The sequence below is a fragment of the Curvibacter sp. GW821-FHT09D12 genome (genome assembly GCF_059416245.1).
On the sequence record NZ_JBWKOU010000002.1, the window covers coordinates 123,082 to 149,397 of the forward strand.

19 protein-coding genes are annotated in these 26,316 nt (G+C 68.8%); 14 read left to right on the forward strand and 5 right to left on the reverse strand.

Annotated elements, in window-relative coordinates:
• Positions 1-8: 8 nt before the first annotated feature.
• Positions 9-824: a carbon-nitrogen hydrolase family protein gene (locus AC07PT_RS03115; protein WP_494655741.1), complete on the reverse strand. Its 816-nt coding sequence runs from the start codon at positions 822-824 to the stop codon at positions 9-11.
• Complete coding sequence (locus AC07PT_RS03120) at positions 821-4,900, reverse strand: YhdP family protein (protein WP_494655742.1); 4,080 nt, start codon at positions 4,898-4,900, stop codon at positions 821-823. The genes AC07PT_RS03115 and AC07PT_RS03120 overlap by 4 nt, the downstream gene beginning before the upstream one ends.
• 124 nt (positions 4,901-5,024) lie before the next feature.
• Between AC07PT_RS03120 and glnE the strand changes: the two genes are divergently transcribed.
• Positions 5,025-7,742 carry a bifunctional [glutamate--ammonia ligase]-adenylyl-L-tyrosine phosphorylase/[glutamate--ammonia-ligase] adenylyltransferase gene (glnE, locus tag AC07PT_RS03125; RefSeq protein ID WP_494655743.1) on the forward strand — a complete coding sequence of 906 codons (2,718 nt, stop codon included), beginning with the start codon at positions 5,025-5,027 and terminating at the stop codon, positions 7,740-7,742.
• Between the two features lie 36 nt (positions 7,743-7,778).
• On the opposite strand, the gene AC07PT_RS03130 is transcribed toward glnE, so the two are convergent.
• On the reverse strand, positions 7,779-8,444 hold the full coding sequence (locus AC07PT_RS03130; RefSeq protein WP_494655744.1) for a DsbA family oxidoreductase: 666 nt from the start codon (positions 8,442-8,444) through the stop codon (positions 7,779-7,781).
• A 78-nt stretch (positions 8,445-8,522) separates the two neighbouring features.
• Here AC07PT_RS03130 and AC07PT_RS03135 point away from each other — a divergent pair, with 78 nt between their 5' ends.
• The 5 genes from AC07PT_RS03135 to AC07PT_RS03155 all read left to right on the forward strand — a co-directional run bounded on the left by AC07PT_RS03135 (position 8,523) and on the right by AC07PT_RS03155 (position 16,152).
• Positions 8,523-9,110, forward strand: coding sequence for an IMPACT family protein (locus AC07PT_RS03135; RefSeq protein WP_492348447.1), 588 nt, complete (start codon positions 8,523-8,525; stop codon positions 9,108-9,110).
• 64 nt (positions 9,111-9,174) lie between these two features.
• Entirely contained in the window at positions 9,175-10,662 is a 1,488-nt protein-coding gene (locus AC07PT_RS03140; protein WP_494655745.1) for an efflux transporter outer membrane subunit, read from the forward strand.
• An 8-nt stretch (positions 10,663-10,670) separates the two neighbouring features.
• Positions 10,671-11,780: an efflux RND transporter periplasmic adaptor subunit gene (locus AC07PT_RS03145; RefSeq protein WP_494655746.1), complete on the forward strand. Its 1,110-nt coding sequence runs from the start codon at positions 10,671-10,673 to the stop codon at positions 11,778-11,780.
• A 10-nt stretch (positions 11,781-11,790) separates the two neighbouring features.
• The gene (locus tag AC07PT_RS03150; RefSeq protein ID WP_494655747.1) at positions 11,791-14,877 is read left to right on the forward strand and encodes an efflux RND transporter permease subunit; all 3,087 of its coding nucleotides are present in this window, start codon (positions 11,791-11,793) and stop codon (positions 14,875-14,877) included.
• Positions 14,878-14,934: 57 nt separating this feature from the next.
• Positions 14,935-16,152, forward strand: coding sequence for an HD-GYP domain-containing protein (locus AC07PT_RS03155; RefSeq protein WP_494655748.1), 1,218 nt, complete (start codon positions 14,935-14,937; stop codon positions 16,150-16,152).
• 52 nt (positions 16,153-16,204) lie between these two features.
• Here the strand turns inward: AC07PT_RS03155 and AC07PT_RS03160 are convergent, their stop codons facing one another.
• Together AC07PT_RS03160 and AC07PT_RS03165 are read right to left on the reverse strand one after the other, a co-directional pair.
• Positions 16,205-17,065 (reverse strand): ferritin family protein, encoded by an 861-nt coding sequence (locus AC07PT_RS03160; RefSeq protein WP_492348452.1) that lies wholly within the window; start codon positions 17,063-17,065, stop codon positions 16,205-16,207.
• Between the two features lie 50 nt (positions 17,066-17,115).
• Positions 17,116-18,687, reverse strand: coding sequence for a cryptochrome/photolyase family protein (locus AC07PT_RS03165; RefSeq protein WP_494655749.1), 1,572 nt, complete (start codon positions 18,685-18,687; stop codon positions 17,116-17,118).
• Between the two features lie 179 nt (positions 18,688-18,866).
• Between AC07PT_RS03165 and AC07PT_RS03170 the strand changes: the two genes are divergently transcribed.
• The 8 genes from AC07PT_RS03170 to AC07PT_RS03205 all read left to right on the forward strand — a co-directional run bounded on the left by AC07PT_RS03170 (position 18,867) and on the right by AC07PT_RS03205 (position 26,315).
• Complete coding sequence (locus tag AC07PT_RS03170; protein WP_494655750.1) at positions 18,867-19,472, forward strand: glutathione peroxidase; 606 nt, start codon at positions 18,867-18,869, stop codon at positions 19,470-19,472.
• Between the two features lie 269 nt (positions 19,473-19,741).
• Positions 19,742-21,046, forward strand: coding sequence for an NAD(P)/FAD-dependent oxidoreductase (locus AC07PT_RS03175; RefSeq protein WP_494655751.1), 1,305 nt, complete (start codon positions 19,742-19,744; stop codon positions 21,044-21,046).
• Between the two features lie 11 nt (positions 21,047-21,057).
• Positions 21,058-21,861: a DUF1365 domain-containing protein gene (locus AC07PT_RS03180; RefSeq protein ID WP_494655752.1), complete on the forward strand. Its 804-nt coding sequence runs from the start codon at positions 21,058-21,060 to the stop codon at positions 21,859-21,861.
• A 19-nt stretch (positions 21,862-21,880) separates the two neighbouring features.
• Complete coding sequence (locus AC07PT_RS03185; RefSeq protein ID WP_494655753.1) at positions 21,881-23,104, forward strand: class I SAM-dependent methyltransferase; 1,224 nt, start codon at positions 21,881-21,883, stop codon at positions 23,102-23,104.
• Positions 23,101-23,640 carry a chalcone isomerase family protein gene (locus tag AC07PT_RS03190; protein ID WP_494655754.1) on the forward strand — a complete coding sequence of 180 codons (540 nt, stop codon included), beginning with the start codon at positions 23,101-23,103 and terminating at the stop codon, positions 23,638-23,640. The genes AC07PT_RS03185 and AC07PT_RS03190 overlap by 4 nt, the downstream gene beginning before the upstream one ends.
• Positions 23,641-23,653: 13 nt before the next feature.
• Positions 23,654-24,997 (forward strand): MFS transporter, encoded by a 1,344-nt coding sequence (locus tag AC07PT_RS03195; protein ID WP_494655755.1) that lies wholly within the window; start codon positions 23,654-23,656, stop codon positions 24,995-24,997.
• Entirely contained in the window at positions 24,994-25,536 is a 543-nt protein-coding gene (locus AC07PT_RS03200; protein ID WP_494655756.1) for a DUF3833 domain-containing protein, read from the forward strand. The genes AC07PT_RS03195 and AC07PT_RS03200 overlap by 4 nt, the downstream gene beginning before the upstream one ends.
• Positions 25,533-26,315 carry an SDR family NAD(P)-dependent oxidoreductase gene (locus AC07PT_RS03205; RefSeq protein ID WP_492348461.1) on the forward strand — a complete coding sequence of 261 codons (783 nt, stop codon included), beginning with the start codon at positions 25,533-25,535 and terminating at the stop codon, positions 26,313-26,315. Before AC07PT_RS03200 ends, AC07PT_RS03205 begins: the two co-directional genes overlap by 4 nt.
• Position 26,316: the final 1 nt, after the last annotated feature.

The following is a 26,316-nucleotide window of genomic DNA, read 5'->3' on the forward strand; positions in this document are numbered from 1 at the left end:
GTCCGCGCTCACAGCACGCGGTGGCCCAGCGCGGGCAATTGCTGTCGCCAGGTGGTCAGTTGCTCGCGATCCAGCTCGCCCAACACCACGCCCTCGCCCTGGGCCTGACAGGCCATCACCTGGCCCCAGGGGTTGACCAGCATCGAATGACCCCAGGTGCAGCGACCGTTTTCGTGTTCGCCCCCCTGGGCCGGCGCCAGCACATAGGCCAGGTTCTCGACGGCCCGGGCGCGCAGCAGCAGCTCCCAGTGCGCCTCGCCGGTGGTCGCGGTGAACGCACTGGGCACCAGCAGCAGATCGGCGCCCTGCGCCGCGTAAGTGCGGTACAGCTCGGGAAAGCGCAGGTCATAGCAGACCGACAGGCCGATGCGCCAGCGCTGGCCATCGCGCGAGGGCAGGTCGAAGCACACGGGCTCGGTGCCGGCCTCGAGTACGCGCGATTCGTCGTAGCGTTCACGCCCGTTGTCGAAGCAGAACAGGTGGATCTTGTCGTAGCGGGCCACGGGCTCGCCCGCGGGCGACCAGACCAGGCTGCTGTTGCGCACGCGCTCGGGCTGGCCGGTGGACAGCGGCAGGGTGCCACCCACGATCCACAGGCCCAGGGTGCGTGCCTGCCGGGCCAGAAAGTCCTGGATCGGGCCATGGCCGGGGGCCTCCTGCACGGCCAGCTTGTCGGTGTCGCGCCGGCCGAGCAGGCAAAAATACTCGGGCAACACGGCCAACTCGGCCCCGGCCTCGGCGGCCTGGGCCAGCAACAGGCCGGCCCGCTCCAGATTGGCCTGGACCGTGGTGGCGGACACCATCTGAAGGGCGGCGACTTTCATGGTTTGACTCCTGCGGGTGCCGGAACATTGACGGGGAGATTGTCGCGCGGGCCGCGGCTCTGGCGCACGATGCGCGGGTCGGTCCAGGTGCCATCGATGTGGAACTCTTGGGTGGCCGCTTCCATCAAGGGCTTGCGCAGGAACAACTGGGCCAGAAACGTGCCCAGGCCAATCGCCGGGTTGATGGCGGTGGCCACCAGCGAGGCCGTGCCGGCATTCACCTCGGGCACCACCACCACCTTGAGGTCTTGCGTCTCGCGGGCCAGGTCGGCCTTGCCCTCCATCAGCACCGCGGCATTCACGCCCTTCATCTGCAGGTTGTTGGTACTGGCAATGCCTTGCTCGATGTGGGCGTCGCCGCGCACCAGGTCAAAGGCAAAGCCCTGGCTGAACACATCCCGGAAATCCAGCGTCAGACGCCTCGGCAGGGCCTGCAGGCTGAGCACGCCCAGCAGCTTGGCCAGGCCCGGGTCGGCCTTCAGAAACTGGCCACCTTCAACCTGGATGCTGAGTTGCCCCGCCATGCTGGGGTAGTCGAGCGTGAGGGGTGAGCCCATCCAGGCCACCTGCCCCTCCAGCGGGCCATGACCCTGGCGCACCACACCGGGCATGCCCAGGCGGGTGAGCAACTGACCGGCATCGCGAATGTCAAAACGGAAGTTCATCACCGTGCGGCGGCGCTCGGACAGCAGGCGCGGCCCGACGGTGGGCAGGGGCAGGCTGGCCCAGTTGCCGGTGGCCGTGAGCGTGGCCTCAGGGGTGAGGATGTTGAACTTGTTCAGGCGCCACTCGCGCTGGGCGCCCTCACCGCCTCGGTTCACGGCTTCGATCTCGACGCGGCCCAGGCGCTTGCCGCGCAATTCGAAGTCGTCCACCACGATGTCAAGGGCCGGGATGCTGGTGGGTTGCTCGTCCAGCAGGGCCTCGACCTCGCTCTGATTGCTTTGCGCCAGCTTGAGTCGCGACAGGCGAGCGAACAGCCGCCCCGCACCGGCGCTGCCCGGTGGCCGGTACTCCAGATAGCCATTGAGCTCGGTGGCGTCGAGGTTGGCACGCCACACCGAGCCCTCGCGCGAGCCCCCGACCACCACCTGGTGCAGGTTGCGGCCGTCAAACACCAGGGTGTCGGCGCGCACGGCCAGCGCATTCGGCAGGTAACTTTGGGCGCTGGCCTCGCTGCCCGAAGACGCCACCCCGGTGGACCGGGCCGGGCCACCGGCGCGGGTGAGCGCATGCTCCCAGGCATCCAGATCCACCAGGGGCAGGTGCACGCTGGCCATCACGCCGCTGTCGGGCAGGGGGGCCGATTCGCCCGGCCCCAGCCCGACCGCGATGCTACCCTGCAGCACACGGGCCTGGGGGCCGGCGATGTCGCGCACGTAATGGATCTGCACCTGGCGCCCCAGTTCAACCATCAACTGGTCGCGCAGCGGGCCCTGGAGTTGTGCCTCGCGCAGCAGGCTGTTGTCGAAGCGCAGCGGCATCACGGCATCGGCCGCCTTGCCCAGGGGCGCAGGCAGGTTCAAGGTCAGGCCCTGCAGGCTGCTTTGCACCTGGATCTCGGGCTGGCCACGGCGCATGCCCAGCACCAGGGAATACGGGGCACTGCCCGTGGCCTGGGCTGCCAGTCCGGCCACAAAGCCCAGCTCACCGGCCTGGCGCAGGCCTTCGGCGCTGAACGTGCCGTTGGCCCGCAACTGCAGCACGGGGTCGGGCGGCTGGGTGCCGACCGGCGGCGGGCGCATACCGCCCTCCAGCCGCACATCGCCGCCCAAGGCCCGGGCCTGCACCCCATTGAGCTGGAAGCCGGTGTCGGAGAACGCCACGCTGCCCCGCACCCGCGACAACTGGGGGGCCTGCGGCACCACCCGCAAATCGTTGCCGCCCGTGAACGTGACGCTGCCCTGCACCTTGCTGCGCTCGATCTGGGCAATTGGCAGCGCGAGCTTGAGTTTGACCTCGGCTGGCCCGGTGGCCACGGCCTGGGCCAGGGCCTGGTTGGTGATGCGGCTCAGCGGCGAGCTGTTGACGATGCCCAGGGCATCGGCCAACGGCCCGCGCACGGTGGCGTCCACACCGACCACGGTGTGCATCAGGTCGGGGATGTCGGCCTCCACACGCACCACCTGCAGATCGGGCAGGCCGGCGAACTGGGCGGTGGCGCCCTTCACGTGCATGCTCTGGCGATCGAAGATCAGCTCGCCATTGAGGTGGGCCAGGGCCGGCCAGGGCGCGGCGCCCGCCGGCATCAGGCTTTTGGGCACATAGGCCAGGCCGGCCTCGCGCACCTGGGCGCTGATGCGAAACTCGCCCAGGCGCGGGTTGGCAAAGGGCAGATCGCGCAGATCGCCCTTGACGCGGAACTGCGCCCGTCCGATGCGGCCGGCCGTCACGGCCTCGCGCACGTAGTCGCGCACATCCTTGGGCAGGGCGCGCGGCAGGTAGCGGTAAACCCGTGTGGCATCAGCCTCGCTGAGGCTGGCCGTGAGGTCCAGCACGCCCGGGGAGCGGCCTCGACCCGGCACCTTGCCCGGCTCGGCGCTGCGCCACTGAAACCGCCCTTCACCCCGCAGATCGGCATTGGCAAAGCGCAGATCGGCCACCTGGAGCGCCAGTTGCTCACCCTGCTGCTGCCACTGCAACTGGGCCTGCAACTGGTCCACCGACAGCAGGGGCTCGTCAAACACCGTGGGCAGCTCGACCTGGCCATTGGCCATCCTGACCGAGGCCTTGCCGCCGCCCTGGTTGAGGTCGAAGTCCAGGTCCAGGCCGGACACCCCAGGCAGCGAATCGTGCGCGGCCAGCGCCAGGCTGCTGGCCCGACCCTTCAGGCTGTAGCGCTCGGGGGCATCGACCGGCCCCTGCCATTGGGCCTGCACCGACTCGACCAGCCCCCGCGGCGCCTGACCCTTGAGCAGGCGGTGCGCGGCCTCCCCCAGGGGCAGGCGGTTGGCGATCTGGCTCAGGGCGGCCAGGTCCAGCCGGTCGGCCCGAAGTTCGCCCTTGGCGCCGTGGCGCGGATCGGGCTGGGTGTAGCTGACAAACGCATTGCCGCCCGGCCAGCGCAAACCGTCGGCGGTCAGAAACTGCAGCCCAGTCGTCGAGGCATCAAAACCGCCCGCCAGTCGGTGCCCCCCCAGCCGCCCTTGCACCGACTTGAGGGCCAGGGGCTCCAGGTCGGGGGCAAACTGCACGTTCACATCAGACAAGGCCACATCGGCCACCGCGCCGGTGAACTGCCCCTTGGCCACATCCGCCCACAGACGCAGGGCGCCCTGACCGCTGGCCACTTCAAAACCCAGGTCGATCTGGCGGCGCAAGCGGGCGACATCGACCCGATCGAAGCTGCCGTACAACTGGCCGTTCCAGTCGCGCCAGTGCCCGCGATGCACGCTCAACAAGGGCTGGCGAAACTGCCCCATCAGGGTGAAACGCCCGCCCCAATCGGGCGGGGGCGTGCCGTCCAGCCGCATCAGGTGGCGGCGCGGGCTGTTGCGCAGCACCACGTTGACGTCGGACAGGCTCAAGGTTTCGGCTCCGCGCAGCTCGTCGCTCCAGTGCACGATGCCCGAGGCCACCACCAGCTCGGCCTGGGAAAAGACCCAGTCGCTGATGCGGTCATCGCCCGGGCTGGCCGGGTCGATCTCCAGGCCGGCGACGCGCAGCCGACCCTCACGGGTGCGGCGGATTTCCAGTTCGGGGCGTTCGATGTAGAGCTGCTGAAAACCCAGGTTCCACAGCGAGCGCGGCGAGAGTGCCGCCACCACCCGCGGCAGGATCAGCGCCTCGCGCCCTTCGCGGTCGGACAGCACCACGTCCTCCAGCTCGAAGGTGGGGATCAGGCCTTCACTGCGGGCGCTGATGTGACCGATGCGCACGGGAAGCCCCATGGCCCGGCTGGCCTGCCGCTCCAGTGCGGGGCGGAACTCTGCGATTCGGGGCACAATCCAGCCGTGCAGCGCCCCCCAGGACGCTGCCAGGATGAGCCAGAAGGCCAGCAACGCCCACAGGGCCCAGCGCGTCAAGGCTGAAAACAGCTTCAGCCCTCGCGAAGGAATGGGGATCGGGTCGTTCATGGCGCTTGTTGAATGTGGCAGGAATTATGACCCGCAGCGGAAACACGGTTTTTTGCGTACCCCGTGAAGTTTTGTTAATGAATGGGATGCCCGTCGGGCATTCCCCCGTCTGATCCGAGGGCCCATGAGCACACAGCCACTCTCCACCCAGTCCCGCCTGGTGCAGCGCCTGCACCGGCGCTACGCCGATCTGCTGCCCCTGCTGCCCCCGGGGCCCCCCACCCATGCCACCCTGCGCGAAGCGCTGCAGGCTCTGCGCCAGCGCTCGCTGGACACCGGCGCCGCCTTGCGGGTGTTGCGCCAGCTGGTGATGGAACGCCTGGTGGTGCTCGATTGCGACCGGCAGGCCAATCTGGCCACCATCACCCGTGGCATCACCGAGCTGGCCGAACTGGCCCTGGATGTGGCCTGCACCGAGGTGCAGGCCGAACTTGACAGCCGGCACGGCGCCCCCCTGGGCCCGGACGGCCAACGCGCCGAACTGTGGGTGATCGGCATGGGCAAGCTGGGTGCGCGTGAGCTCAATGTGTCCAGCGACATCGACCTGATCTATATCTACGACCACGACGGTGAGACCGCAGGCCTGCCCGATGGGCGCGGCCGACTGTCCAACCACGAGTATTTCGGCCGGGCGGTGAAGATGATCTTCGCCCTGGTCGGCGACACCACCGAGCACGGTTTCGTGTTCCGCGTCGACCTGGCGCTGCGCCCCAACGGCAACTCAGGCCCGGCGGCGGTGTCGCTGTCGGCGCTTGAGGAATACTTTCAGGTGCAGGGCCGCGAGTGGGAGCGCTTTGCCTGGCTCAAGAGCCGGGTCATCGCCCCGCGCAGCGCCCTGAGCGGCAGCGGCGTGCAAGCCCTGCGCGGCGTGGTGCTGCCCTTTGTGTTCCGGCGTTACCTGGACTACAGCGTGTTCGAGGCGCTGCGCACCCTGCACCGCCAGATCCGCGAGCATGCAGCGCGGCGCAGCGCCGGCCACCCGGCGCGCGCCAACGACGTCAAGCTGTCGCGCGGTGGCATCCGCGAGATCGAGTTCACCGTGCAATTGCTGCAGGTGGTGCGCGGCGGCCAGTACCCCGAGCTGCGCTGCCGCCCCACCCTGGAAGCCTTGCAGCGCCTGGCCCATGCGGGCCTGATGCCCGCCGAAACCGCCAACGCCCTGGCCCGCGCCTATACCTTCCTGCGCCGGGTCGAGCACCGCATCCAGTTCCTCGACGACCAGCAGACCCACCTGCTGCCCACCCAGGACGAAGACCTGAACTGGATCGCGCACAGCCTGGGCTTTGCCGACTGCTGCCCCTTCCTGCACGAACTGGACGCCCACCGCGAGCTGGTGGCGCAAGAGTTCGACACCCTGCTGGGCCAGAGCGAAGAACGCAAGAGCTGCCGCGGCGGCAGTTGCGGCGCCAAGACCGGCGCCGTGCCGGCCGACATTGAAGGCCTGCTCGACAAACTGCCACCCGCCCTGCGCGAACGGGTGCAGGAGTGGCAAAACCACCCGCGCGTGCAGGCATTGCGCGAGGACGCCCGGGCGCGCCTGATCCGCCTGGTCCAGCGCAGCGCGGTGTGGGTGCGCGAAGACCGCGTGACCGAAGCCGCAGCGGTTCAGCTGATCAACTGGCTGGAGCCCCTGCTGCGGCGCGAAAGCTACCTGGCCATGCTGCTGGAGCGCCCGGCCGTGCACGAACGCCTGATGCACCTGCTGGGGGCGGCCCGCTGGCCGGCGCGCTACCTGCTGCAACACCCTGGCGTGATCGACGAACTGGCCAGCGACGCGATGCTGTCCGAACGCTTCTCGGCGGCCGACCTCAAGGACGAACTGGCGCGCCGCGTGGGCTCGCTGCGTTCGACCGGCGAAGACGACGACGAAACCCTGCTCAACCTGCTGCGCCGCGCCCACCACGCCGAGGTGTTCCGCACCCTGGCGCGCGATGTGGAGGGCCGGCTCAGCGTCGAACAGGTGGCCGACGACCTGAGCTCGCTGGCCGACACCTTGCTGCAGATCACCGTGCGCTGGTGCTGGGAGCGGCTGAAAAACCGCCACCGCACCGACGCCGACCTGCCGCAGTTCGCCATCATTGGCTACGGCAAGCTGGGCGGCAAAGAGCTGGGCTATGGCAGCGACCTGGACATCGTGTTCGTCTACGAAGACGAGGACGAGCGCGCCTCCGAGGTGTACTCGGCCTTTGTGCGCAAGCTGATCAACTGGCTGACCGTCAAGACCGCCGAAGGCGATCTGTTCGAGATCGACACCGCCTTGCGCCCCAACGGCAACTCGGGCCTGCTGGTGACCAGCTTCCAGGCCTACGCCAACTACCAGCAGCAGCGCGGCAGCAACACCGCCTGGACCTGGGAACACCAGGCCATGACGCGGGCCCGCTTCGTGCTGGGCAGCCCGGGCCTGCAGGCCCGCTTCGACGCGGTGCGCGAGGCCGTGATCACCGCGCCACGCGATGCGGCCGCCCTGCGCGACGAGATCGTGAGCATGCGCGACCGCGTGCGCGGCGCCCACAAGGTGCGCAGCGGCCGCTTTGACGTCAAATACAGCCAGGGCGGCATGGTCGATGCCGAGTTCGCGGTGCAGTACCTGGTGCTGGCCCAATCGGCCAGCCACCCCGGGCTGCGCGACAACGTGGGCAACATCGCCCTGCTGCAGCGTGCCGAGGCCTGCGGCCTGCTGCCCGCCGGGGTGGGCGAGCGGGCGGCTGCGGCCTACCGCGAACTGCGCCGCATCCAGCACAAGGCCCGGCTCAACGAAGAACCCACCCAGGTCGAACCGGAGCAGGTGGCGGCCGAGCGCGACGCCATCATGGCGCTGAGTGCGGCGGTGCTGGGCGGCTGAAGCCGCCCGGGCGCCCATGTGGGCGCTGGCGCGGGCTCAGGCCTCGGCAGCGATCTGGCGCAGCGCCTGCACAAACACCGCCGGCGGCTGGCCGCCTTGAATCAGGTGGCGGTCGTTCACGATCACCGCCGGCACCGAATGGATGCCAGCACCTTGGTAAAGCTGCTCCTGCGCCCGCACCTCGGCGGCAAACTCATCGCTGTCCAGAATGGCCCGGGCCCGGGCCGCGTCCAGGCCCACGCCGGCGGCCAGCTGGATCAGCAGTTCGGCATCGGACGGGTTCTGCCCGTGACTGAAATAGGCTTCGAACAAGGCTTTCTTGAGCGCCAGCTGACGCCCCGGGCCCTCGCCCTCAGCCCAGTGCAGCAGGCGGTGCGCATCGAAGGTGTTGTAGATGCGGGCCCGTGCGGCCATGTCAAAACGAAAGCCCACCGATTCGCCGCGCTGCCGGATCGCTTCGCGGTTGGCGGCGCTCTGCTCGGCGGTGGCGCCGTACTTCTGGGCCAGGTGCTCGGTGATGTCCTGCCCATCAGGCCCCATCTGGGGGTTGAGCTCGAAAGGCTGGAAATGCAGTTCGGCTTGCACGCTGCCCTGCAGTTCGTCCAGGGCCTGCTGCAGACCGTTGAGGCCAATGGCGCACCAGGGGCAGGACACGTCGGAGACGAAATCGATCTTCAAGGTGGCAGGGGCGGTGGTGTTCATGGCGCAGCTCGGGTTCAGGATGATGGGCGCATCGTAGGGGATTCGCCCGGCCTTTGCCTGGGTTAAGCTTTTGCCCCCATGCCTCAGACCCTCAGTGCCCCCGCCCACAGCGAACTGCTGATCAAGAAAAGCCGCTTCATCGGCTGCGTCCAGCCGATGAGCGACCGGGCCGCCGCCCAGGCCGTGGTGCAGCAATTGCGCCAGCAACACCCAGGCGCAGCCCATGTGTGCTGGGCCTTGCTGGCGGGCGGCCAGTCGGCGGCGGTGGACGATGGCGAGCCCGGCGGCACCGCGGGCCGACCGATGCTGGACGTGCTGCGCCACCAGGACCTGGAGGGCGTGCTGGCCACCGTGGTGCGTTACTACGGCGGCGTCAAGCTCGGGGCTGGTGGCCTGGTGCGCGCCTACACGGATGCGGTAGCCCAGGCCCTGCTGCAGGCGCCGAAAGTGACGCTGCAGAAGATGCGGGCACTGGCCTGCAGCGTGCCCTATGCGCTCGAAGGCACGGTGCGGCGTGAGCTGGAGCAGGCGGGCGCCACACTGGGCGAGGTGCAGCACGGCAGCGTGGTGACCCTGCATTTCAGCCTGCCCGAGACGGCCAGTGCCGCCCTGGTGGCGCGCCTCAACGAGCTGGGCCAGGGCCGTCTGGCCTGGGTCTCGGACTGAATCCACAGCCGGGTCGCAACGGCCCACCCGCCAGAGCGCGCGCACTGTGCTCAAATCCGCCGCCATGACACCCGCTTTCGTTCTGATCGGGCGCGCCCTGCTGGTCGTGTTGCCCCTGGCCCTGGCGGCCTGTGCCGCGCCCCTGGCCATGCCCCCGCTACCGACCAGCGCCCCCGAGCGTTGGACCGCCCCCTTGCCACACGGCGGCCAGCCCCAGGCGGTGGCCGACTGGTGGCGGCAATGGAACGACCCCGTGCTGCCAGGCCTGATCGAACAGGCCCAGGCCCTGAGCCCGGGCCTGGCCAGCGCCCAGGCACGGCTGGTCGAGGCGCGCACTCAGCGCGTCGAGGCGGCTGCCAAGCTGCAACCGCTGCTCAGCGGCAATGCCAGCGTGAGCCGCGGCTACGCCACCGCGCTGGGCAGCGTGGCCACCATCGCCTCCGCCGGCCCGCAACTGAGCTGGGAGGCCGATCTGTTCGGCATGAACCGGGCGGCCCTGGCCGCCAGCGAGGCCCGGCTGCAAGGCGCCCGGGCCCAATGGCACGAGGCGCGCGTGAGCGTGGCAGCCGAGGTGGCCAGCCAGTACGCCCAATGGCGCCAATGCGGGGCCCAGGCCCGGCTGGCTGCCGCCGATGCCCGCTCACGCGAGGCGAGTGCCCGATGGATGGAACAGGCCCAACGGGCAGGCCTGCAGGCGCCCGCGGCCCTGGCCCTGGCCGAGGCCAGCGCCGCCGAAGGCCGGCAACGCTGGCGCCAGCAGCAGACCCTGTGCGAGGTGCAGGTGCGCGCCCTGGTGGCGCTGACCGGCCAGACGCCCGGCTTTTTCGACACCCTGCAAGACAGCGAGCCCCCCGCCCCGCCCGACACGCTGTTCAGCCTGGGCAGCCTGCCGGCCCGCGTACTGGAGCAACGCCCCGACGTGGTCCAGGCCACCCGCCAGTTGGCCGCCAACTGGGCCGAGGTGCAACAGGCCGATGCCGCGGGCTACCCGCAGCTGAGCCTGCAAGGATCGGTGAGCGCGCTGCGCCTGGACGCCCGGGGCAGCACCCAGCACCTGTCGACCTGGTCGCTGGGGCCGCTGAGCCTGAGCTTTCCGATCACCGACGGCGGGCGCCTGAAGGCCGAGCGGCAAGCCGCCCAGGCCCGCTACACCGAAGCCGTGGCCCTGTACCAGGCCCGGGTGCGCCAGGCCGTGCGCGAGGTGGAGGAAGCCCTGCTGAACCTGGCCTCGGCCCAGCAGCGTCGACACGACGCACAACTGGCCAGCCAAGGCTACGACAGCGTGTTGCAACACACCCAGACGCGCCAGCGCGCCGGCCTGGCCAGCCTGGCCGAAGTGGAAGAAGCCCGGCGCAGCGCCCTGGCCGCCCAGACCAGCCTGAGCACCCTGGCCTTGGAACGACAGCTGGCCTGGATCAACCTGTACCGTGCCGCCGGCGGCGGCTGGGACGGCAACACAAGCCTGCCCGCCCCCTCACCCGACACCCCACCCGACATCACCGAAGAAGCCGCCGCCCCCGCGGGCCCGGCCCGCCCCGGCCCCGCCCTGTGAGACCCGACATGAACCGCCAACGACTCGCCGCCCACGCGCTGGCCTGCCTGCCCTGCCTGCTGGGGCTGATCGCCCCTGGAGCCCAGGGCGCCGAGCCCGCCACGGCCCGCCCCGCCTTGACCGTGAGCACCACCCGCCCCAGCCAGGTGACCCTGCCGCTGCAGTTGCAAGCCAACGGCAACGTGGCCGCCTGGCAGGAAGCCCTCGTCAGCCTGGAGACACAGGGGCTGCGCCTGACCCAGGTGCTGGTCAATGTGGGCGATACGGTACGCGCCGGCCAGGTGCTGGCGCGGCTGGCCGACGAGACGGTGCAGGCCGATCTGGCCCAGGCCCGCGCCGCACTGCTGGAGGCCGAAGCCAACGCCGACGAAGCCGTGGCCAATGCCAACCGCACACGACAGGTGCAGCCCGGCGGGGCCCTGAGTGAACAGCAGATCAGCCAGGCCCTGAGCACCGAGCGGGCCGCCCAGGCCCGCGTGCTGGCCGCCCGGGCCAGCGTGCAGGCCCAGGAACTGCGGCTGCGCCAGACCCAGGTGCTGGCCCCTGACAGCGGCGTGATCTCGGCCCGCAGTGCCACTGTGGGGGCGGTGCCCGCCAGCGGCACCGAGCTGTTCCGCCTGATCCGGCAGAACCGGCTGGAGTGGCGCGCCGAGGTGACCGCCGCCGAGCTGCCACGCCTGCGCCGTGGCACCCGAGTGCGCTTGGGCCTGCCCAGCGGGGCCCAGGTGCTGGGCGAGCTGCGCCAATTGGCCCCCACCATCGACCCGCAGACGCGCAACGCCCTGGTCTATGTGGACCTGAAGCCCCACCCCGAACTGCGTCCGGGGCTGTTTGCCCGCGGTGAGTTCGAGCTGGGCCAGAGCCCGGCCCTGACTCTGCCGCAGCAGGCGCTGGTGGTGCGCGACGGCTTCAGCTATGTGTTCGAGCTGGATGCCCAGCAGACCGTGCAGCAGCGCAAGGTCGAGACCGGGCGGCGCCAGGGTGAACAGGTGGAGCTGCTGCGTGGCCTGGCCCCCGGGGCCACGGTGGTGCTGCAGGGCGCCGGCTTTCTGAACCAGGGTGACCGGGTGCGGGTGAGCAACCCGCCGGCCCCCGGCACCACCGCCCCTCAGCGCTGAGGAAGCCGGTATGAATGTCTCCGCCTGGTCCATCCGTAACCCGATCCCGGCCCTGATGCTGTTCGTGCTGCTCACCTTCGGTGGGCTGGTGGCGTTCCAAAGCATGAAGGTGCAGAACTTTCCCGACATCGACCTGCCCACGGTGTCGGTGTCGGTGTCGCTGCCTGGGGCCGCGCCCGCCCAACTGGAAAACGACGTAGCGCGCAAGATCGAAAACAGCTTGGCCACGCTGCAGGGGCTCAAGCACCTCTACACCAAGGTGCAGGACGGCGGGGTCACCCTGACGGCCGAATTCCGCCTGGAAAAGCCAGTGCAGGAGGCGGTGGACGATGTGCGCTCGGCCGTCTCGCGCGTGCGGGCCGACCTGCCCGCCGATGTGCGCGACCCCATCGTCACCAAGATGGACCTGGCGGCCCAGCCCATCCTGGCCTACAGCGTGCGCAGCGCGGCGCTGGACGACGAGGCCCTGTCCTGGTTCGTGGACAACACCGTGGCGCGGCGCCTGCTGACGGTGCGCGGTGTGGGCGCGGTGAACCGGGTCGGGGGGGCCGAGCGGCAGATCCAGGTGACGTTGGACCCCCTGAAGCTGCAGGCCCTGGGGGTGACGGCGGCCGAGGTGTCGCGTCAGCTGCGCCAGGTGCAGGTGGAGAGCGCCGGTGGGCGCACCGACCTGGGCGGCGGCGAGCAGCCCGTGCGCACCCTGGCCACCGTGCAGGATGCCGCCGGGGTGGCCGCGCTGGCCCTGCCGCTGGGCGACGGCCGCCCGCTGCGCCTGAGCCAGTTGGCCCGGGTCAGCGACACCGTGGCCGAGCCCCGGGCCGCGGCCCTGCTGAATGGCCAGCCGGTGGTGGGCTTCGAGGTGGCACGCAGCCGCGGGGCCAGCGAGGTCGAGGTGGGGGCCGCGGTGCGCCAGGCCCTGGCCGCGCTGCGCGCCGAGCGGCCCGATGTCGAGATCACCGAGGCCTTCGACTTTGTGGCGCCGGTGCAGGACGAGTACGACGGCTCGATGCACCTGCTGTACGAGGGCGCCCTGCTGGCGGTGGTGGTGGTGTGGCTGTTCCTGCGCGATGCCCGCGCCACCCTGGTGTCGGCGGTGGCACTGCCGCTGTCGGTGATTCCGGCCTTCATCGGCATGGCCTGGCTGGGCTTTTCGATCAACGTGATCACCCTGCTGGCGCTGTCGCTGGTGGTGGGCATCCTGGTGGACGACGCCATCGTCGAGGTGGAGAACATCGTGCGCCACCTGCGCATGGGCAAGAGCCCCTACCAGGCGGCCATGGAGGCGGCCGACGAGATCGGCCTGGCCGTGGTGGCCACCACCTTCACCCTGGTGGCGGTGTTCCTGCCCACGGCGTTCATGAGCGGCATCGCCGGGCGCTTCTTCAAGCAGTTCGGCTGGACCGCCGCGCTGGCGGTGCTGGCCTCGCTGCTGGTGGCACGGGTGCTCACGCCCATGATGGCAGCCTACCTGCTGCGGCCCCAGCCCGAGGCCGAGCCCGACCCGCGCTGGATGCGCCTGTACCTGCGCTGGGCCGCCTGGTGCCTGCGCCACCGCTGGGCCACGCTGGGTTTCACGCTGGCCTTTTTTGTGGGTTCGCTGGCGCTGATCCCGCTGCTGCCCACCGGCTTCATCCCGCCCGACGACAACTCGCAGACCCAGGTGTACCTGGAGCTGCCCCCGGGCAGCACGCTGGCCCAGACCCGGGCCGCGGCCGAAGAGGCCCGCCAGCGGGTGAGCGCCGTCTCCGAGGTGAAAAGCATCTACACCACGATCGGCGGTGGCAGCGCCGGTGGCGACCCCTTTGCGCCCCAGGGCGCCTCGGAGGTGCGCCGCGCCACCCTGACCCTGCAACTGGCCGAACGGGGTCAGCGCCCGCCCAAGCCGGTGCTGGAAAACCGCTTGCGCGCCGCGCTGGAGCCGCTGGCCGGCGTGCGCAGCAAGGTGGGCCTGGGCGGTTCGGGCGAGAAGTACATCCTGGTGCTGACGGGCGATGACCCGGCCGCCCTGCAGCAAGCCGCCCTGGCGGTGGAGAAAGACCTGCGCACCATTCCCGGCCTGGGCAGCGTGGCCTCCAGTGCCAGCCTGGTGCGGCCCGAGATCGCGGTGCGGCCCGACTTTGCCCGCGCCGCCGACCTGGGCGTGACCAGCACGGCCATCGCCGACACCCTGCGCATCGCCACCGTGGGCGACTACGAGTTGGGCCTGGCCAAACTCAACCTGGCCCAGCGCCAGGTGCCGATCGTGGTGCAACTGGAGCCCGCCGCCCGCCAGGACCTGGCGCTGCTGGGACGGCTGAGCGTGCCCGGCACCCGGGGCCCGGTGCTGCTGGACCAGGTGGCCACGCTGAGCGCCTCGGGCGGGCCCGCGGTGATCGACCGCTACGACCGCTCGCGCAATGTGAACTTCGAGATCGAACTCTCTGGCCTGCCCCTGGGCGACGTGGCCAAAGCCGTGCAGGCCCTGCCCGCCATGCGCCAACTGCCGCCCGGGGTGCACGTGGTGGAGGTCGGCGACGCCGAGGTGATGGGCGAGTTGTTTGCCAGTTTCGGCCTGGCCATGCTGACCGGGGTGTTGTGCATCTACATCGTGCTGGTGCTGCTGTTCAAGCACCTGCTGCACCCGGTGACGATCCTGGCGGCCCTGCCGCTGTCGCTGGGCGGCGCTTTTGTCGGGCTGCTGATGGCTCAAAAGAGCTTTTCGATGCCTTCGCTGATCGGTCTGATCATGCTGATGGGCATTGCCACCAAAAACTCGATCCTGCTGGTCGAATACGCCATCCTGGCGCGCCGCGAACACGGCATGAGCCGCCGCGAGGCCTTGCTGGACGCCTGCCACAAACGGGCCCGGCCCATCATCATGACCACCCTGGCCATGGGCGCGGGCATGCTGCCGATCGCCCTGGGCATGGGCGCGGCCGATGCCTCGTTCCGCTCGCCCATGGCGGTGGCCGTGATCGGCGGCTTGATCACCTCCACCCTGCTGAGCCTGTTGGTGATTCCGGCGGTCTTCACCGCCCTGGATGACCTGGCACAGGGGCGCCCCTGGCGACGCCGATTGCAGCCCCCCAACCCCGCGATCAATCAAAAAGAAGCGTAAACACCCGGTCACGAGGCCGCTCATTTGTTACGAATACATACATAATTGATGACGCCTATGAAGCTCGTCAAGCTCGACCTCGAAACCATTCCGCTGGGTCATCCACTGCCTTTCATCCTGCGCAGTGCCACCGGCGTTCTGCTCGCCCAGAAGGGCTATGTGGTGCAGTCCAAGGATGAATTGCAGCAGATGGCCTTGCGCGGCATGAGCCTGTGCGTGGACACCGACGAGTCGGGCGAGAGCCACCGGGCCTACGTGGGCAAGCTGCACTCGATGGTGCGAGAGGGCAAGACCCTGGGCACCATCGCATCGACCCAGTTCGTGACCGACGGCAAGGGGCCGGACACCACCGCCCCGACCATCACGGACCCGACGGCGCGCCCGAACTGGCACGACATCCAGACCCGGGCCAGCAATGTGCTGCGTCAGCCCGAGAGCACCAGCTTCATGACGCGGCTGTTCCAGCTGCACGCCGACCTGACCCTGTTGACCCAGCGCCAGACCGATGCCACCTTGTTTGCGCTGATGCACCTGTCGGCCGGGGAAACCCGGCTCTACAGTGCCACCCACGCCATGCTGGTGTCGGTGGTGTGCATGCTGGCCGCCCGCACGGTCTTGCAGTGGTCCGAGGATCGGGTGAACAGCCTGGGCCTGTCCGCGCTGACCATGAACATCAGCATGACCGAACTGCAGGACCAATTGGCCCAGCAAAGCCTGCCTTTGAGTTCAGCCCAGGTCGAGGCCATCGACGGCCATTCGCAAAAGTCGGTGGACATGCTCATGAAGCTGGGCATTCAAGACCCGGACTGGCTGGAGGCGGTGCGGCACCACCACGATCGCAGCCCCGGCCCCCTGACGGGCCGCCCACCCGCCCAGCAGATGGCGCGGCTGATCCAGCGGGCCGACATCTTCGGCGCCCGCATGGCCCCGCGCGCCACCCGCTTTCCGCTGCCCAGCACGGCTGCCATGCAGGGCAGCTATTTCGACGAAGACAAGAAAGTGGACGAGGCCGGTGCCGCGCTGGTCAAGGCGGTGGGCATGTATGCCCCGGGCTCGTACGTGAAGCTGGCCTCGGGTGAAGTGGCCGTGGTGACACGGCGCGGTGCCACGCCCAGCACACCGCGGGTCAGCGTGGTGATCAGTCGGCAGGGCATGGCGATGGCCGAACCCCCACCGCGTGACACGGCCCGGCCCGACTTCAAGATCACGGCCGGGCTGCCCGCGCGCGAGGTGAAGGTCAAGCTGCCGCTGGAACGCCTGCTGACCCTGGTCTGAAAGCTGAAAAACAAAACGGCCCCGAGGGGCCGTTTTTCGCAGGGGACAGGGCTCAGGCCGGCTGGGCGCCAGCCGCGGGGCTGACCAGGGTGGCCGAGACCTCCTTGCGGTAGCGGTTGAGTTCCTGCACGGTCTTGAAGCTGCGGTCCAGCAGCAGGCTCATGTTGTGCAGGATGCGATCGACCACCTTGGTTTCCCACACGGCATCGAAGTTGATCTGACTGTCGAGCCAGGTTTCCAGCCACTCGGGGTTGGGCAGGCGGCTCTGGATGGTGTCACGTGGGAACAGCTGCTTGTTGACGTGCAGGTTGGTGGGGTGCAGCGCCTGGGCGGTGCGGCGGGCGCTGGCCATCAGCACCCCCACCTTGGCGAAGGCGGCCTTGGCTTCGTTGCCGAAGTTGTTGATGGCGCGCTTCATGTAGCGCAGGTAAGCGCCACCGTGGCGGGCTTCGTCCTGGCTGAGGGTGGTGTAGATCTGCTTGATCACCGGCTCGGTGTGCCATTCGGCCGCGCGGCGGTACCAGTGGTTGAGGCGGATCTCGCCGCAGAAGTGCAGCATCAGGGTTTCCAGGGCGGGGGCCGGATCGAACTCGAAGCGGATCTCGTGCAGCTCTTGCTCGGTGGGCACCAGGTCGGGCCGGAAGCGACGCAGGTATTCCATCAGGACCAGCGAGTGCTTTTGCTCTTCAAAGAACCAGATCGACATGAAGGCCGAAAAGTCGCTGTCACCCCGGTTGTCGCGCAGGAACATCTCGGTGGCCGGCAGCGCAGCCCACTCGGTGATGGCGTTCATCTTGATGGTCTGGGCCTGCTCATCCGACAGCTGCGAAGCGTCGAATTGGTCCCAGGGGATGTCCTTGTCCATGTCCCAGCGGACGGATTCGAGTTGTTTGAAAAGTTCGGGGTAAAGCATGCTGTCTTTCGTGAATCGCTCGGATTTTAAGGGAGGGGCCTCAAAAACCTTCACAAATCATCGAGGTGATCAAGGACATGATTGGCCTTTTCAGTTATGGCAATGCGCTCGGCAGGCGGTAGCCGGGCCAGGCTGCGCGCCATCAGCGCCATGCGGGGATGGGCCTTGAAATCCGCTTCATGGCGCAGCAAAAACCGCCAATAGAGCACGGTGACCGGACAGGCGGTATCGCCCGTGCGCAGTGCCGGGTCATACGGGCAGTTGCCACAGTAGTTGCTCATGCGCTGGATGTATTGCCCGCTGGCGATGTAGGGTTTGCTGGTGAAGCGCCCGCCGCAGGCGTTCAGCGCCATGCCCAAGGTGTTGGGCAGTTCCACCCACTCGACCGCATCGACGTACATGGCCAGGTACCAGTCGCCGACCTGGCGCGGCTCGATCTCGGCCAGCAGCGCGAACTGGCCGGTGACCATCAGGCGCTGGATGTGGTGCGCATAACCGTGGGCCAAGGTCTGCTGCACCACCTCGCGCATGCAGGCCATGCGGGTGTCACCGCTCCAGTACCAGGCCGGCAGGCCACGCTGGTGGCCCCAGTGGTTGGACTGGGCGAGTTGCGGCATGTCGAGCCAGTAAACCCCGCGGATGAACTCGCGCCAGCCCAGCACCTGACGCACAAAGCCTTCGACACTGGCCAAGGGCAGGTGATGCTCCCGCCAGGCGGCCTCGGCCGCCGCCAGCACCTCGCGCGGGTCCAGCAGGTGCAGATTCAAAGCCACCGACAGCAGCGAGTGCCAGCCCCACGGCGTGGCGGTCCACAAGGCGTCCTGATGAGGCCCGAAATGAGCCAGCCGCACCGAGACAAAACGCTCCAGCGCCTCCAGCGCCTGTTCGCGCGTGACCGGCCAGCCAAAGTGGGCCAGCGAGCCGGGGTGATCGGGAAAGTGCTTTTCGACCAGCGCGATCACCTGCACGGTGATGCGATCGGGCTCAAAAAACTCGGGCTCGGGAATGGCGCCCGGGCCGCTGGCCGGGTAGCCACGGCGGTTCTCGACATCGAAGTTCCATTGCCCGCCCACCGGGTCGCGCCCGTTCATGAGCACCCGGTGACGCCGGCGCATGTCGCGGTAGAAGAGCTCCTGGCGCAGCTCTTTCTTGCCCAGCGCCCAGCGGGCGAACTCGGCGCGCGAGCACATGAAATGAGGGTCAGGCAGCACCTCGAGCGCCAGCTGGGCGGCATGGGCCACCCTGCGCACGTCTTCCAGGGTGCGCCATTCTCCGGGCTCGCACAGGCGCAGTGTCTCGGGCCGCAGGGCCTGCAAAACCCGCAGGGCGCGACCGTCGAGGTCAGGCGTTTCGGGCTGCTCGTCCAGGCGCACATAGGTGTAGGCCCAACCGCGGCGATGCACCTCGTTGCAGAAGTGACGCATGGCCGACAGGAACAGCGCAATGCGTGCCTTGTGGCTCCAGACCACCGAGGCCTCCCCCGGCGCCTCGACCATCAGAACATGGTCGCAGGCAGGGTCGAAATCACGCAGGGCCGGGTGGCCGAACCAGAGCTGATCGCCCAACACCCAGACCACCCGTCGCGGGTGGGTCCAGGCGGGGCCGGAGCGGTCATGGGTCATGGTCATCTGGAACAAAAACAGGGGACAGCACGGATCCGGGAAAAACCCGACTGGCAAAATGGTGTCAAGAATACTGTTTAGTATCGGTCAAATACACTTCAGTACAAATTCAAAACCCTTCGGAATCGGTCACAGACGATTGTGTCCTGATCGCCACCGATTCCGGCCCAGGAGGCCCCATGAAAAAACTGTTTTCCAAGCTGCTGCCAGGGCTGGCCCTGGGCCTGATCTCGGTGCTCGCGATGCCGGCAGCCCGGGCGGCGACGGCGGCACCAGCCGCCCCGAACCCCGGTGCCGCGTCCAGTTGCCCGGCCACCTTGCAACACACCTTTGCCCGCCTGCAAGACGAAAAGCCCCAGTCGCTGTGCCAGTACGCCGGCAAGGTGGTGCTGGTGGTGAACACCGCCAGTTACTGCAGCTTCACCGGGCAGTACAAGGGCCTGGAGGCGCTGTACGCACGTTACAAGGACCAGGGGCTGGTGGTGCTGGGCTTTCCGTCGAATGACTTTGCCCAGGAAACCGGCGACAACAAGCAGATCGCCGACTTCTGCGAAAACACCTTCGGGGTGAAATTCCCCATGTTTGCCAAAAGCAGCGTGACCGGGGCCGACGCATCGCCCTTCTTCAAGCAACTGGCCGAGTTGTCAGGCCAGAAGCCACGCTGGAACTTCTACAAATACCTGCTGGGGCGCGATGGCCGCGTGGTGGCCAGCTACTCCAGCATGAGCGGCCCCGATGACAAGGCTTTGATCAAGGCCTTGCAGCACGAGTTGCAGGCGCACTGAGACCCGGAGGAAAACATGTCTTGTCTTTACGGGAATTTACGTTTTCAGCCCTGGAACTTTTCTGGGAAGTCCCCACTCTATCGGGCACTGAGAACTTCTGGTTCAAAGTTGCTTTTGTTGTTGCGAAGCCTTCCGGCGCTGTATAGGCCGGTCGAAATCCTGGAACGCTTCTCCTCCTCCCTCCCTCCCTCCTTCGTTCCGGGGCGCTTCGCAACACTTTTCTTCCCTCTGGCCCTTCTGGGCTCAGCCCGCCGCCACGGAGGCCAGCCATGAAGGTCGCCGTGATCGGATCCGGCATCTCCGGCCTGGCGGCGGCTCATGCCTTGCGCGACCAGGCCACTGTCACCCTGTTCGAGGCAGGCGCCTACTTTGGCGGCCACACCCACACGGTCGACATCACCCTGCCCACGGCACGCGGCCCGGTCACCCATGGGGTGGACACCGGCTTTCTGGTCTTCAACGAACGCACCTACCCCCAACTGATCCGGCTGCTGGCCGAGTTGGGCGTGGCCACGTCGCCCTCGGACATGTCGTTCTCGGTGAAAGCACCGGGGGCCCTGGACGGCCACGACCTGGAGTGGAGCGGCTCCAGCCTGGCCACGGTGTTTGCCCAGCGCAGCAATCTGCTGCGCCCGCGCTTTCTGGGCATGCTGGCCGATCTGCTGCGCTTCAATGCGCTGTGCACGCGCATCGCCCGCGCCAACGAAGAAAGCGCCCTGATGCAGCCGCTGGCCGACTTTCTGCGCCAGCACCGTTTCGGCGACGCCTTCCGTGACTGGTACTTCCTGCCCATGCTGGGCTGCATCTGGAGCTGTCCGACCGACCAGATGCTGAAGTTTCCGGTGGCCACCATGATCCGTTTCTGCCACAACCATGGCCTGATCCAGGTCAGCCAGCGGCCCCAGTGGCACACCGTGACCGGCGGCGCCCGCCACTATGTGGACAAAATCCTCGCCGGCCTGGACGACAAACGGCTCAACACGCCGGTGCATCGCATCGAACGCGACGCCGCCGGCGTGCGAGTGACCAGCGACCAGGGAGCCGAACGCTTCGATCGACTGGTGCTTGCCACCCATCCCAACCAGGCCCTGGGCTTGCTTGCCGATGCCAGCACGCTGGAGCGCGAGGTGCTGGGCGCCATCCGCTACCAGGCCAACCGGGCCGTGCTGCACACCGATGCCAGCGTGCTGCCCCAACGGCGCCAGGCCTGGGCCGCCTGGAATTACGAACGCGCGGCCGACAGCGCCCAGGAATCCACCCGCGTCTGCCTGCACTACCTGATCAACCGACTGCAGCCGCTGCCCTTTGAACAACCGGTGCTGGTGTCGCTCAATCCGGTGAAAGCGATTGCCCCGGCCCAGGTGCTGGGCGAGTACGACTACGAACACCCGGTGTTCGACCTGGCCGCCATTGCGGCCCAGCAGCAGGTGCCCCACCTGCAAGGCCGCCAGCACACCTGGTTCTGCGGCGCCTGGACAGGCTACGGCTTCCATGAAGATGGCCTGAAATCCGGCCTGCAGGCGGCGGCCATGCTGCAGCCCACCCTGGCGGCATCGCAGGCCCGGGCCGCATGAGGCCGCAACGCATGGCGCCCCCCAGCCCCGCGGCGGAACAGACCCAGCCCCTGCTGGGCTTTGGCCAGGTGCGTCACACCCGCCTGCGGCCCCATCGCCACGCCTTTGCCTACCCCACCTTCTTTGTGCTGCTGCCGATGCGTGAACTGGCGGGCTGCGACGGCCCCTTGGGCATCAACCGGCGCGCCGCCCTGAGCTTTCACGATGTCGACCACGGCGATGGCCGCCCGGCCAGCCAGGGGGGTGCCCTGGCCTGGCTGGAGCAGGTGCTGCAAGCCGAGGGCATCCTCGACGCCACCGGCCCCGTGTGGCTGCACTGCTACCCGCGCGTGCTGGGCTACACCTTCAAGCCCGTGAGCTTCTGGTACTGCCACCGCGCCGATGGCACGCTGCGCGCCATCGTGGTCGAGGTGAACAACACCTTCGGCGAGCGCCATTGCTACCTGCTGGATCCTCCTGCCAGCGGGCCCTTCTGGGGCGCCGAGCTGAGCGCTCGCAAGGTGTTCCATGTGTCGCCCTTCTGCGCCGTGCAGGGCAGCTACCGCTTTCGCTTCATGCGCACACAGCGCGACGGCCTGGATCGCACCGTGGTGCGCATCGACCACGATGACGCCCAGGGCCCGCTGCTGCAGACCAGTGTCAGCGGAACGCTGGAACCGATCACGCCCGCCAGTGTGCGCCGCGCGCTGTGGGGCCACCCTTTGATGACGCTGGCCCTGATGGCCCGCATCCACCTGCAGGCGCTCAGGCTGTGGCTCAAGCGCGTGCCCTTTCACCGCAAGCCCGAAGCGCCCACCGCCTTCGTCAGCCGTTGACCTGCCCACCCCGAACGCCATGAACAGCAGCACCGCCCCCACCTCGTTCACCCTGCCGCAGGGCACGCCCGCCGCCGCGCGCACCGCGCTCAGGCTGCTGCAGCGACTGCAGCACGGCTCGCTGACCGTGCAATTGCCCGATGGGGCTTTGCACCATTTCGGCGACGGCCACGGCCCCGCGGCGGCCATGACGCTGCGCAACTGGCAAGTGTGCCGGGCGGCCCTGAAATCGGGTGACATCGGCTTTGCCGAGAGCTACATCGCCGGTGACTGGACCACGCCCAACCTGACCGAATTGCTGAAGGTGTTCCTGGCCAACCGCCAGCACGTGGAAGACGTGATCTATGGCAGTTGGGCTGGGCGCCTGCTGTACCGCATCAAGCACCTGCTCAACCGCAACACGCGGCACAACAGCCAGAAAAACATCCACGCCCACTACGACCTGGGCAACGCCTTTTACGAGCTCTGGCTGGACGACACGATGAACTACTCGTCGGCCTGGTTCGAGGCCGGGCCAGACCAGGACATGCGCAGCGCCCAGCACGCCAAGGTGCGCCGGGCGCTGCGCATGGCCCGGGTGCAGCCGGGCGACCGGGTGCTGGAGATCGGCTGCGGCTGGGGCGCCCTGGCCGAGATGAGCACCACCGAGTTCCAGGCCCGGCTGACCGGCGTGACCCTGTCCACCGAGCAACTGGACTTTGCCCGGCAGCGCATGCAGGCGCTGGGCGTGCCAGACCGGGCCGACCTGCGCCTGCAGGACTACCGCGACATCGACGACGGCCCCTACGATGCGGTGTGCTCGATCGAGATGGTCGAGGCCGTGGGGCGCGAGTACTGGCCCACCTATTTCTCGGCCATCCAGCGCCTGCTCAAGCCGGGTGGGCGGGCCTGCATCCAGAGCATCGTGATCGATGACGCCTTGTTCGAGCGCTACATCGGCTCGACCGACTTCATCCAGCAATACATCTTTCCGGGCGGCTGCCTGCCCTGCCCACGCGAGTTTCGCCAGGCCGCCGAAGCCGCCGGCCTGCAGGTCGAGGACAGCTTCGCCTTCGGCCAGGATTACGCCGAAACCCTGCGCCGCTGGCGCGAACGCTTTCTGGCCCAGCGCAGCCAGATCCAGCAACTGGGTTTTGACGAACGCTTCATGCACATCTGGGAGTTCTACCTGGCCTATTGCGAGGCCGGCTTCTCGATGGGCAGCATCGACCTGGTGCAGTACACCCTGGTGAAGCCCGCATGAAACGCCGCCAGAACCTGCTCTGGTGGGCCGCGCTGGCGGCCAGCGCAGGCCATGCCGCCGCGAGCCCCCAGCACCCACCCTTGCCCGGCGCCGTGCCCGCCGGCGAGGCCACGATGCGCTTTCTGGGCTGGTCGGTCTACCAGGCCCGTCTGTGGGTGAGCCCGGGCTTTAGCGCCGAGCAGTACGCCAGCCTGCCGCTGGCGCTTGAGCTGCTCTACCTGCGCGACTTCAGCGCCGAGGCCATCGCCAGGCGCTCGCTCAGCGAGATGCGCCGCATCGAGCCCATCAGCGATGAGCAGGGCGCCCGCTGGCAGGCCCAGTTGCAGGCCCTGCTGCCCGATGTGAAGAACGGCGACCGGCTGTTGGGCCTGCACCAGCCCGACGCCGGAGCCCGCTTCTTGTACAACAACCGCCCCCTGGGCGCGCTGGAAGACGCCCGCTTCTCGCGGCTGTTCTTCGGCATCTGGCTCTCCGCATCGACCTCGGAGCCCTCGCTGCGGCAAGCCTTGCTGGCACCCGTGACCGGCGCCCGCTGAAGGGATTTGCCTCATGGCCGACCTTGCCCCACCCTCGCCTGTGACCGGCGTGCAGCCCGCCCTGACGCCGCCCCAAGGCCTGGCCTATGGCCTGATGGGCCTGCCCCTGGCCTTTGTGGCCCTGCCCCTGTACGTGGTGCTGCCGCACCATTACGCCAGCACGCTGGGCACCCCGCTGGCGGCCCTGGGGGGCGTGCTGCTGGGCGCCCGCCTGCTGGACGCGCTGGTCGACCCGGCCCTGGGCCGGCTCGCCGATCGCCTGCTGCACCAGGGGCCACAGGCCGTGTGGCGTGCCTGTGCCGCGGCCGGTGCCTTGCTCGCGCTGGCCCTGTGGGCCGTGTTCATGCCCCCGGTGCACAGCCCGGGCGCCTTGCTGGTTTGGGCTGCGGGAGGCTTGGCCCTGGCCTACCCGGCTTACAGCCTGTTGAGCATCGCCCACCAGGCCTGGGGCGCCCGCCTGGGCGGTGACGAAGCACAGCGCGGCCGGGTGGTGGCCTGGCGCGAGGGCGCAGGTCTGCTGGGGGTGGTGCTGGCCTCGGTGCTGCCTACGCTGCTGGGGGTGCCGGCCATGCTCGCCGCCTTCAGTGGCTTGCTGATGCTGGGCTGGCTGGCCTGGCACCGCGCCCCGGTGCCTTCCCCCCGGCCTCCGGCCAACGAATCCGCCGACCCGGCCGGGCTGTGGCAGCCGTGGCGGCAGGTGGCCTTCCGCCGCCTGATGGGGGTCTTTGTGCTGAATGGCATCGCCAGCGCGGTGCCGGCCACCTTGCTGCTGTTTTTTGTGCAGGACCGGCTGCACGCCGCGCCCGGACAAGAGCCGGTGTTGCTGGGTCTGTACTTTCTGAGTGCCGCCGCCGCCATGCCGCTGTGGCTGCGTGCCGTGGCGCGCTGGGGGCTGACGCGCTGCTGGCTGGCCGGCATGCTGCTGGCGGTGGCGGTGTTTGCCTGGGCCGCCACGTTGGGGACGGGGCAGGTGGGCGCGTTCCGCTGGATCTGCGCCCTGTCCGGACTGACGCTGGGGGCCGATCTGGTGGTGCCCGGTGCCCTGCTGGCCGGCGTGGTGGCCCAGCCCGGCGCCGCCTCGGCAGGGGCCAGCTTTGGCTGGTGGAACTTTGCCAACAAGCTGAACCTGGCCCTGGCCGCCGGCCTGGCACTGCCCCTGCTGGCCGCGCTGGGCTACACGCCCGGCAGCACCGACGCAGCCGGCCTGCAGGCCCTGAGCATGGGCTATGCCGCGCTGCCTTGCGCGCTCAAGCTGGGGGCGGCCGCGGCGCTGTACCAGTTGATCCTGCGGCCAGCAGCCCGGGCCAAGGCCCAACCCGGGCCCCTTCTTCAACCCTCACCCCTCGACACACCATGAACCGACAACACTTTCTGCGCTGCGCCCTGGGCGCCGCCACCTTGGCGCTGGCAGGCTGTGCCGGCCCCCAGGTGAGCGACTACGCGGCCGAAAAACCCACCCTGGATCTGCGCGAGTTCTTCAAGGGCCGCGTGGATGCCCAGGGCCTGTTCCAGGACCGCAGCGGTCGCATCGTGAAGCGCTTCACCGTGGTGATGGATTGCCGCTGGGACGGCGACGAAGGCGTGCTGGACGAACATTTCAGCTACTCCGACGGCAGCACCCAGCGCCGCGTCTGGCACTTGACCCGCCTGCCCGACGGGCACTACCGGGGCCGGGCCGATGATGTGGTCGGCGAGGCCCAGGGCCAGGTGGCCGGCAACGCGCTGCGCTGGAACTACACCCTGGCGCTGCCGGTGGACGGCAGCACCTACCACGTGCAATTTGACGACTGGATGATCCTGATGAGCGCGCAGACCATGCTGAACCGGGCCACCATGAGCAAATTCGGTGTGCGCCTGGGCGAGGTACTGCTGTCGTTCCAGAAGGCGCAGCCATGAGCCGCAACCCGCGCATCACCGACTGGCAGGGACGCCGGGTGTGGCTGGTGGGAGCCTCCAGCGGCATCGGGCTGGCCACGGCCAGCGCACTGCACCAGCGGGGCGCCCAGGTGATCGTGTCGGCGCGCAATGCCGAGGCGCTGCAGGTTTTTGCCCACCAGCACCCCGGCAGCCAGGGCCTGGCACTGGACGTGACGCAGCGCGATCAGGTGCAGGCCGTGGCCGCCCAGGTGCTGGGCGCGGGCCCGCTGGACCTGATGCTGTACTGCGCCGGCTACTACCAGCCCATGCGGGCCACGCAGCTGCGGCTCGACAGCCTGCTGCAGCACCTGCAGATCAACTACATGGGGGCCCTGCATGTGCTGGACGCCGTGCTGCCCGGCATGATCGAGGCAGCCCGCGCCGGGCGGCCCGGCCACCTGAGCCTGGTCAGCAGCGTGGCGGGCTACCGGGGCCTGCCCAACAGCCTGGCCTATGGCCCGACCAAGGCGGCACTGATCCACCTGGCCGAAACCCTGTACCTGGACCTGCAGGACCTGGGCCTGGGCGTGAGCGTGATCAACCCCGGCTTTGTGGCCACCCCGCTGACGGCCCAGAACGACTTTGCCATGCCGGCCCTGATCAGCCCCGAGCAGGCGGCACTGGCCATGCTGCAAGGCTGGCGCCAGGGAGATTTCGACATCCATTTTCCGAAACGATTCAGCCGCGTGATGAAGCTCTTGCAGTGCCTGCCTTACCCTGTCTACTTTCCGCTGGTGCGCCGCTTCACAGGACTGTGAC

What these genes read in the sequence shown, in the direction of transcription:
- AC07PT_RS03160 (WP_492348452.1), bottom strand. Translation starts at nt 17,065, where the DNA reads ATGCTTTACCCCGAACTTTTCAAACAACTCGAATCCGTCCGCTGGGAC.
- AC07PT_RS03180 (WP_494655752.1), top strand. Translation starts at nt 21,058, where the DNA reads ATGGCGCCCCCCAGCCCCGCGGCGGAACAGACCCAGCCCCTGCTGGGC.
- AC07PT_RS03140 (WP_494655745.1), top strand. Translation starts at nt 9,175, where the DNA reads ATGACACCCGCTTTCGTTCTGATCGGGCGCGCCCTGCTGGTCGTGTTG.
- glnE (WP_494655743.1), top strand. Translation starts at nt 5,025, where the DNA reads ATGAGCACACAGCCACTCTCCACCCAGTCCCGCCTGGTGCAGCGCCTG.
- AC07PT_RS03190 (WP_494655754.1), top strand. Translation starts at nt 23,101, where the DNA reads ATGAAACGCCGCCAGAACCTGCTCTGGTGGGCCGCGCTGGCGGCCAGC.
- AC07PT_RS03135 (WP_492348447.1), top strand. Translation starts at nt 8,523, where the DNA reads ATGCCTCAGACCCTCAGTGCCCCCGCCCACAGCGAACTGCTGATCAAG.
- AC07PT_RS03115 (WP_494655741.1), bottom strand. Translation starts at nt 824, where the DNA reads ATGAAAGTCGCCGCCCTTCAGATGGTGTCCGCCACCACGGTCCAGGCC.
- AC07PT_RS03175 (WP_494655751.1), top strand. Translation starts at nt 19,742, where the DNA reads ATGAAGGTCGCCGTGATCGGATCCGGCATCTCCGGCCTGGCGGCGGCT.
- AC07PT_RS03145 (WP_494655746.1), top strand. Translation starts at nt 10,671, where the DNA reads ATGAACCGCCAACGACTCGCCGCCCACGCGCTGGCCTGCCTGCCCTGC.
- AC07PT_RS03165 (WP_494655749.1), bottom strand. Translation starts at nt 18,687, where the DNA reads ATGACCCATGACCGCTCCGGCCCCGCCTGGACCCACCCGCGACGGGTG.
- AC07PT_RS03150 (WP_494655747.1), top strand. Translation starts at nt 11,791, where the DNA reads ATGAATGTCTCCGCCTGGTCCATCCGTAACCCGATCCCGGCCCTGATG.
- AC07PT_RS03155 (WP_494655748.1), top strand. Translation starts at nt 14,935, where the DNA reads ATGAAGCTCGTCAAGCTCGACCTCGAAACCATTCCGCTGGGTCATCCA.
- AC07PT_RS03120 (WP_494655742.1), bottom strand. Translation starts at nt 4,900, where the DNA reads ATGAACGACCCGATCCCCATTCCTTCGCGAGGGCTGAAGCTGTTTTCA.
- AC07PT_RS03205 (WP_492348461.1), top strand. Translation starts at nt 25,533, where the DNA reads ATGAGCCGCAACCCGCGCATCACCGACTGGCAGGGACGCCGGGTGTGG.
- AC07PT_RS03195 (WP_494655755.1), top strand. Translation starts at nt 23,654, where the DNA reads ATGGCCGACCTTGCCCCACCCTCGCCTGTGACCGGCGTGCAGCCCGCC.
- AC07PT_RS03170 (WP_494655750.1), top strand. Translation starts at nt 18,867, where the DNA reads ATGAAAAAACTGTTTTCCAAGCTGCTGCCAGGGCTGGCCCTGGGCCTG.
- AC07PT_RS03200 (WP_494655756.1), top strand. Translation starts at nt 24,994, where the DNA reads ATGAACCGACAACACTTTCTGCGCTGCGCCCTGGGCGCCGCCACCTTG.
- AC07PT_RS03185 (WP_494655753.1), top strand. Translation starts at nt 21,881, where the DNA reads ATGAACAGCAGCACCGCCCCCACCTCGTTCACCCTGCCGCAGGGCACG.
- AC07PT_RS03130 (WP_494655744.1), bottom strand. Translation starts at nt 8,444, where the DNA reads ATGAACACCACCGCCCCTGCCACCTTGAAGATCGATTTCGTCTCCGAC.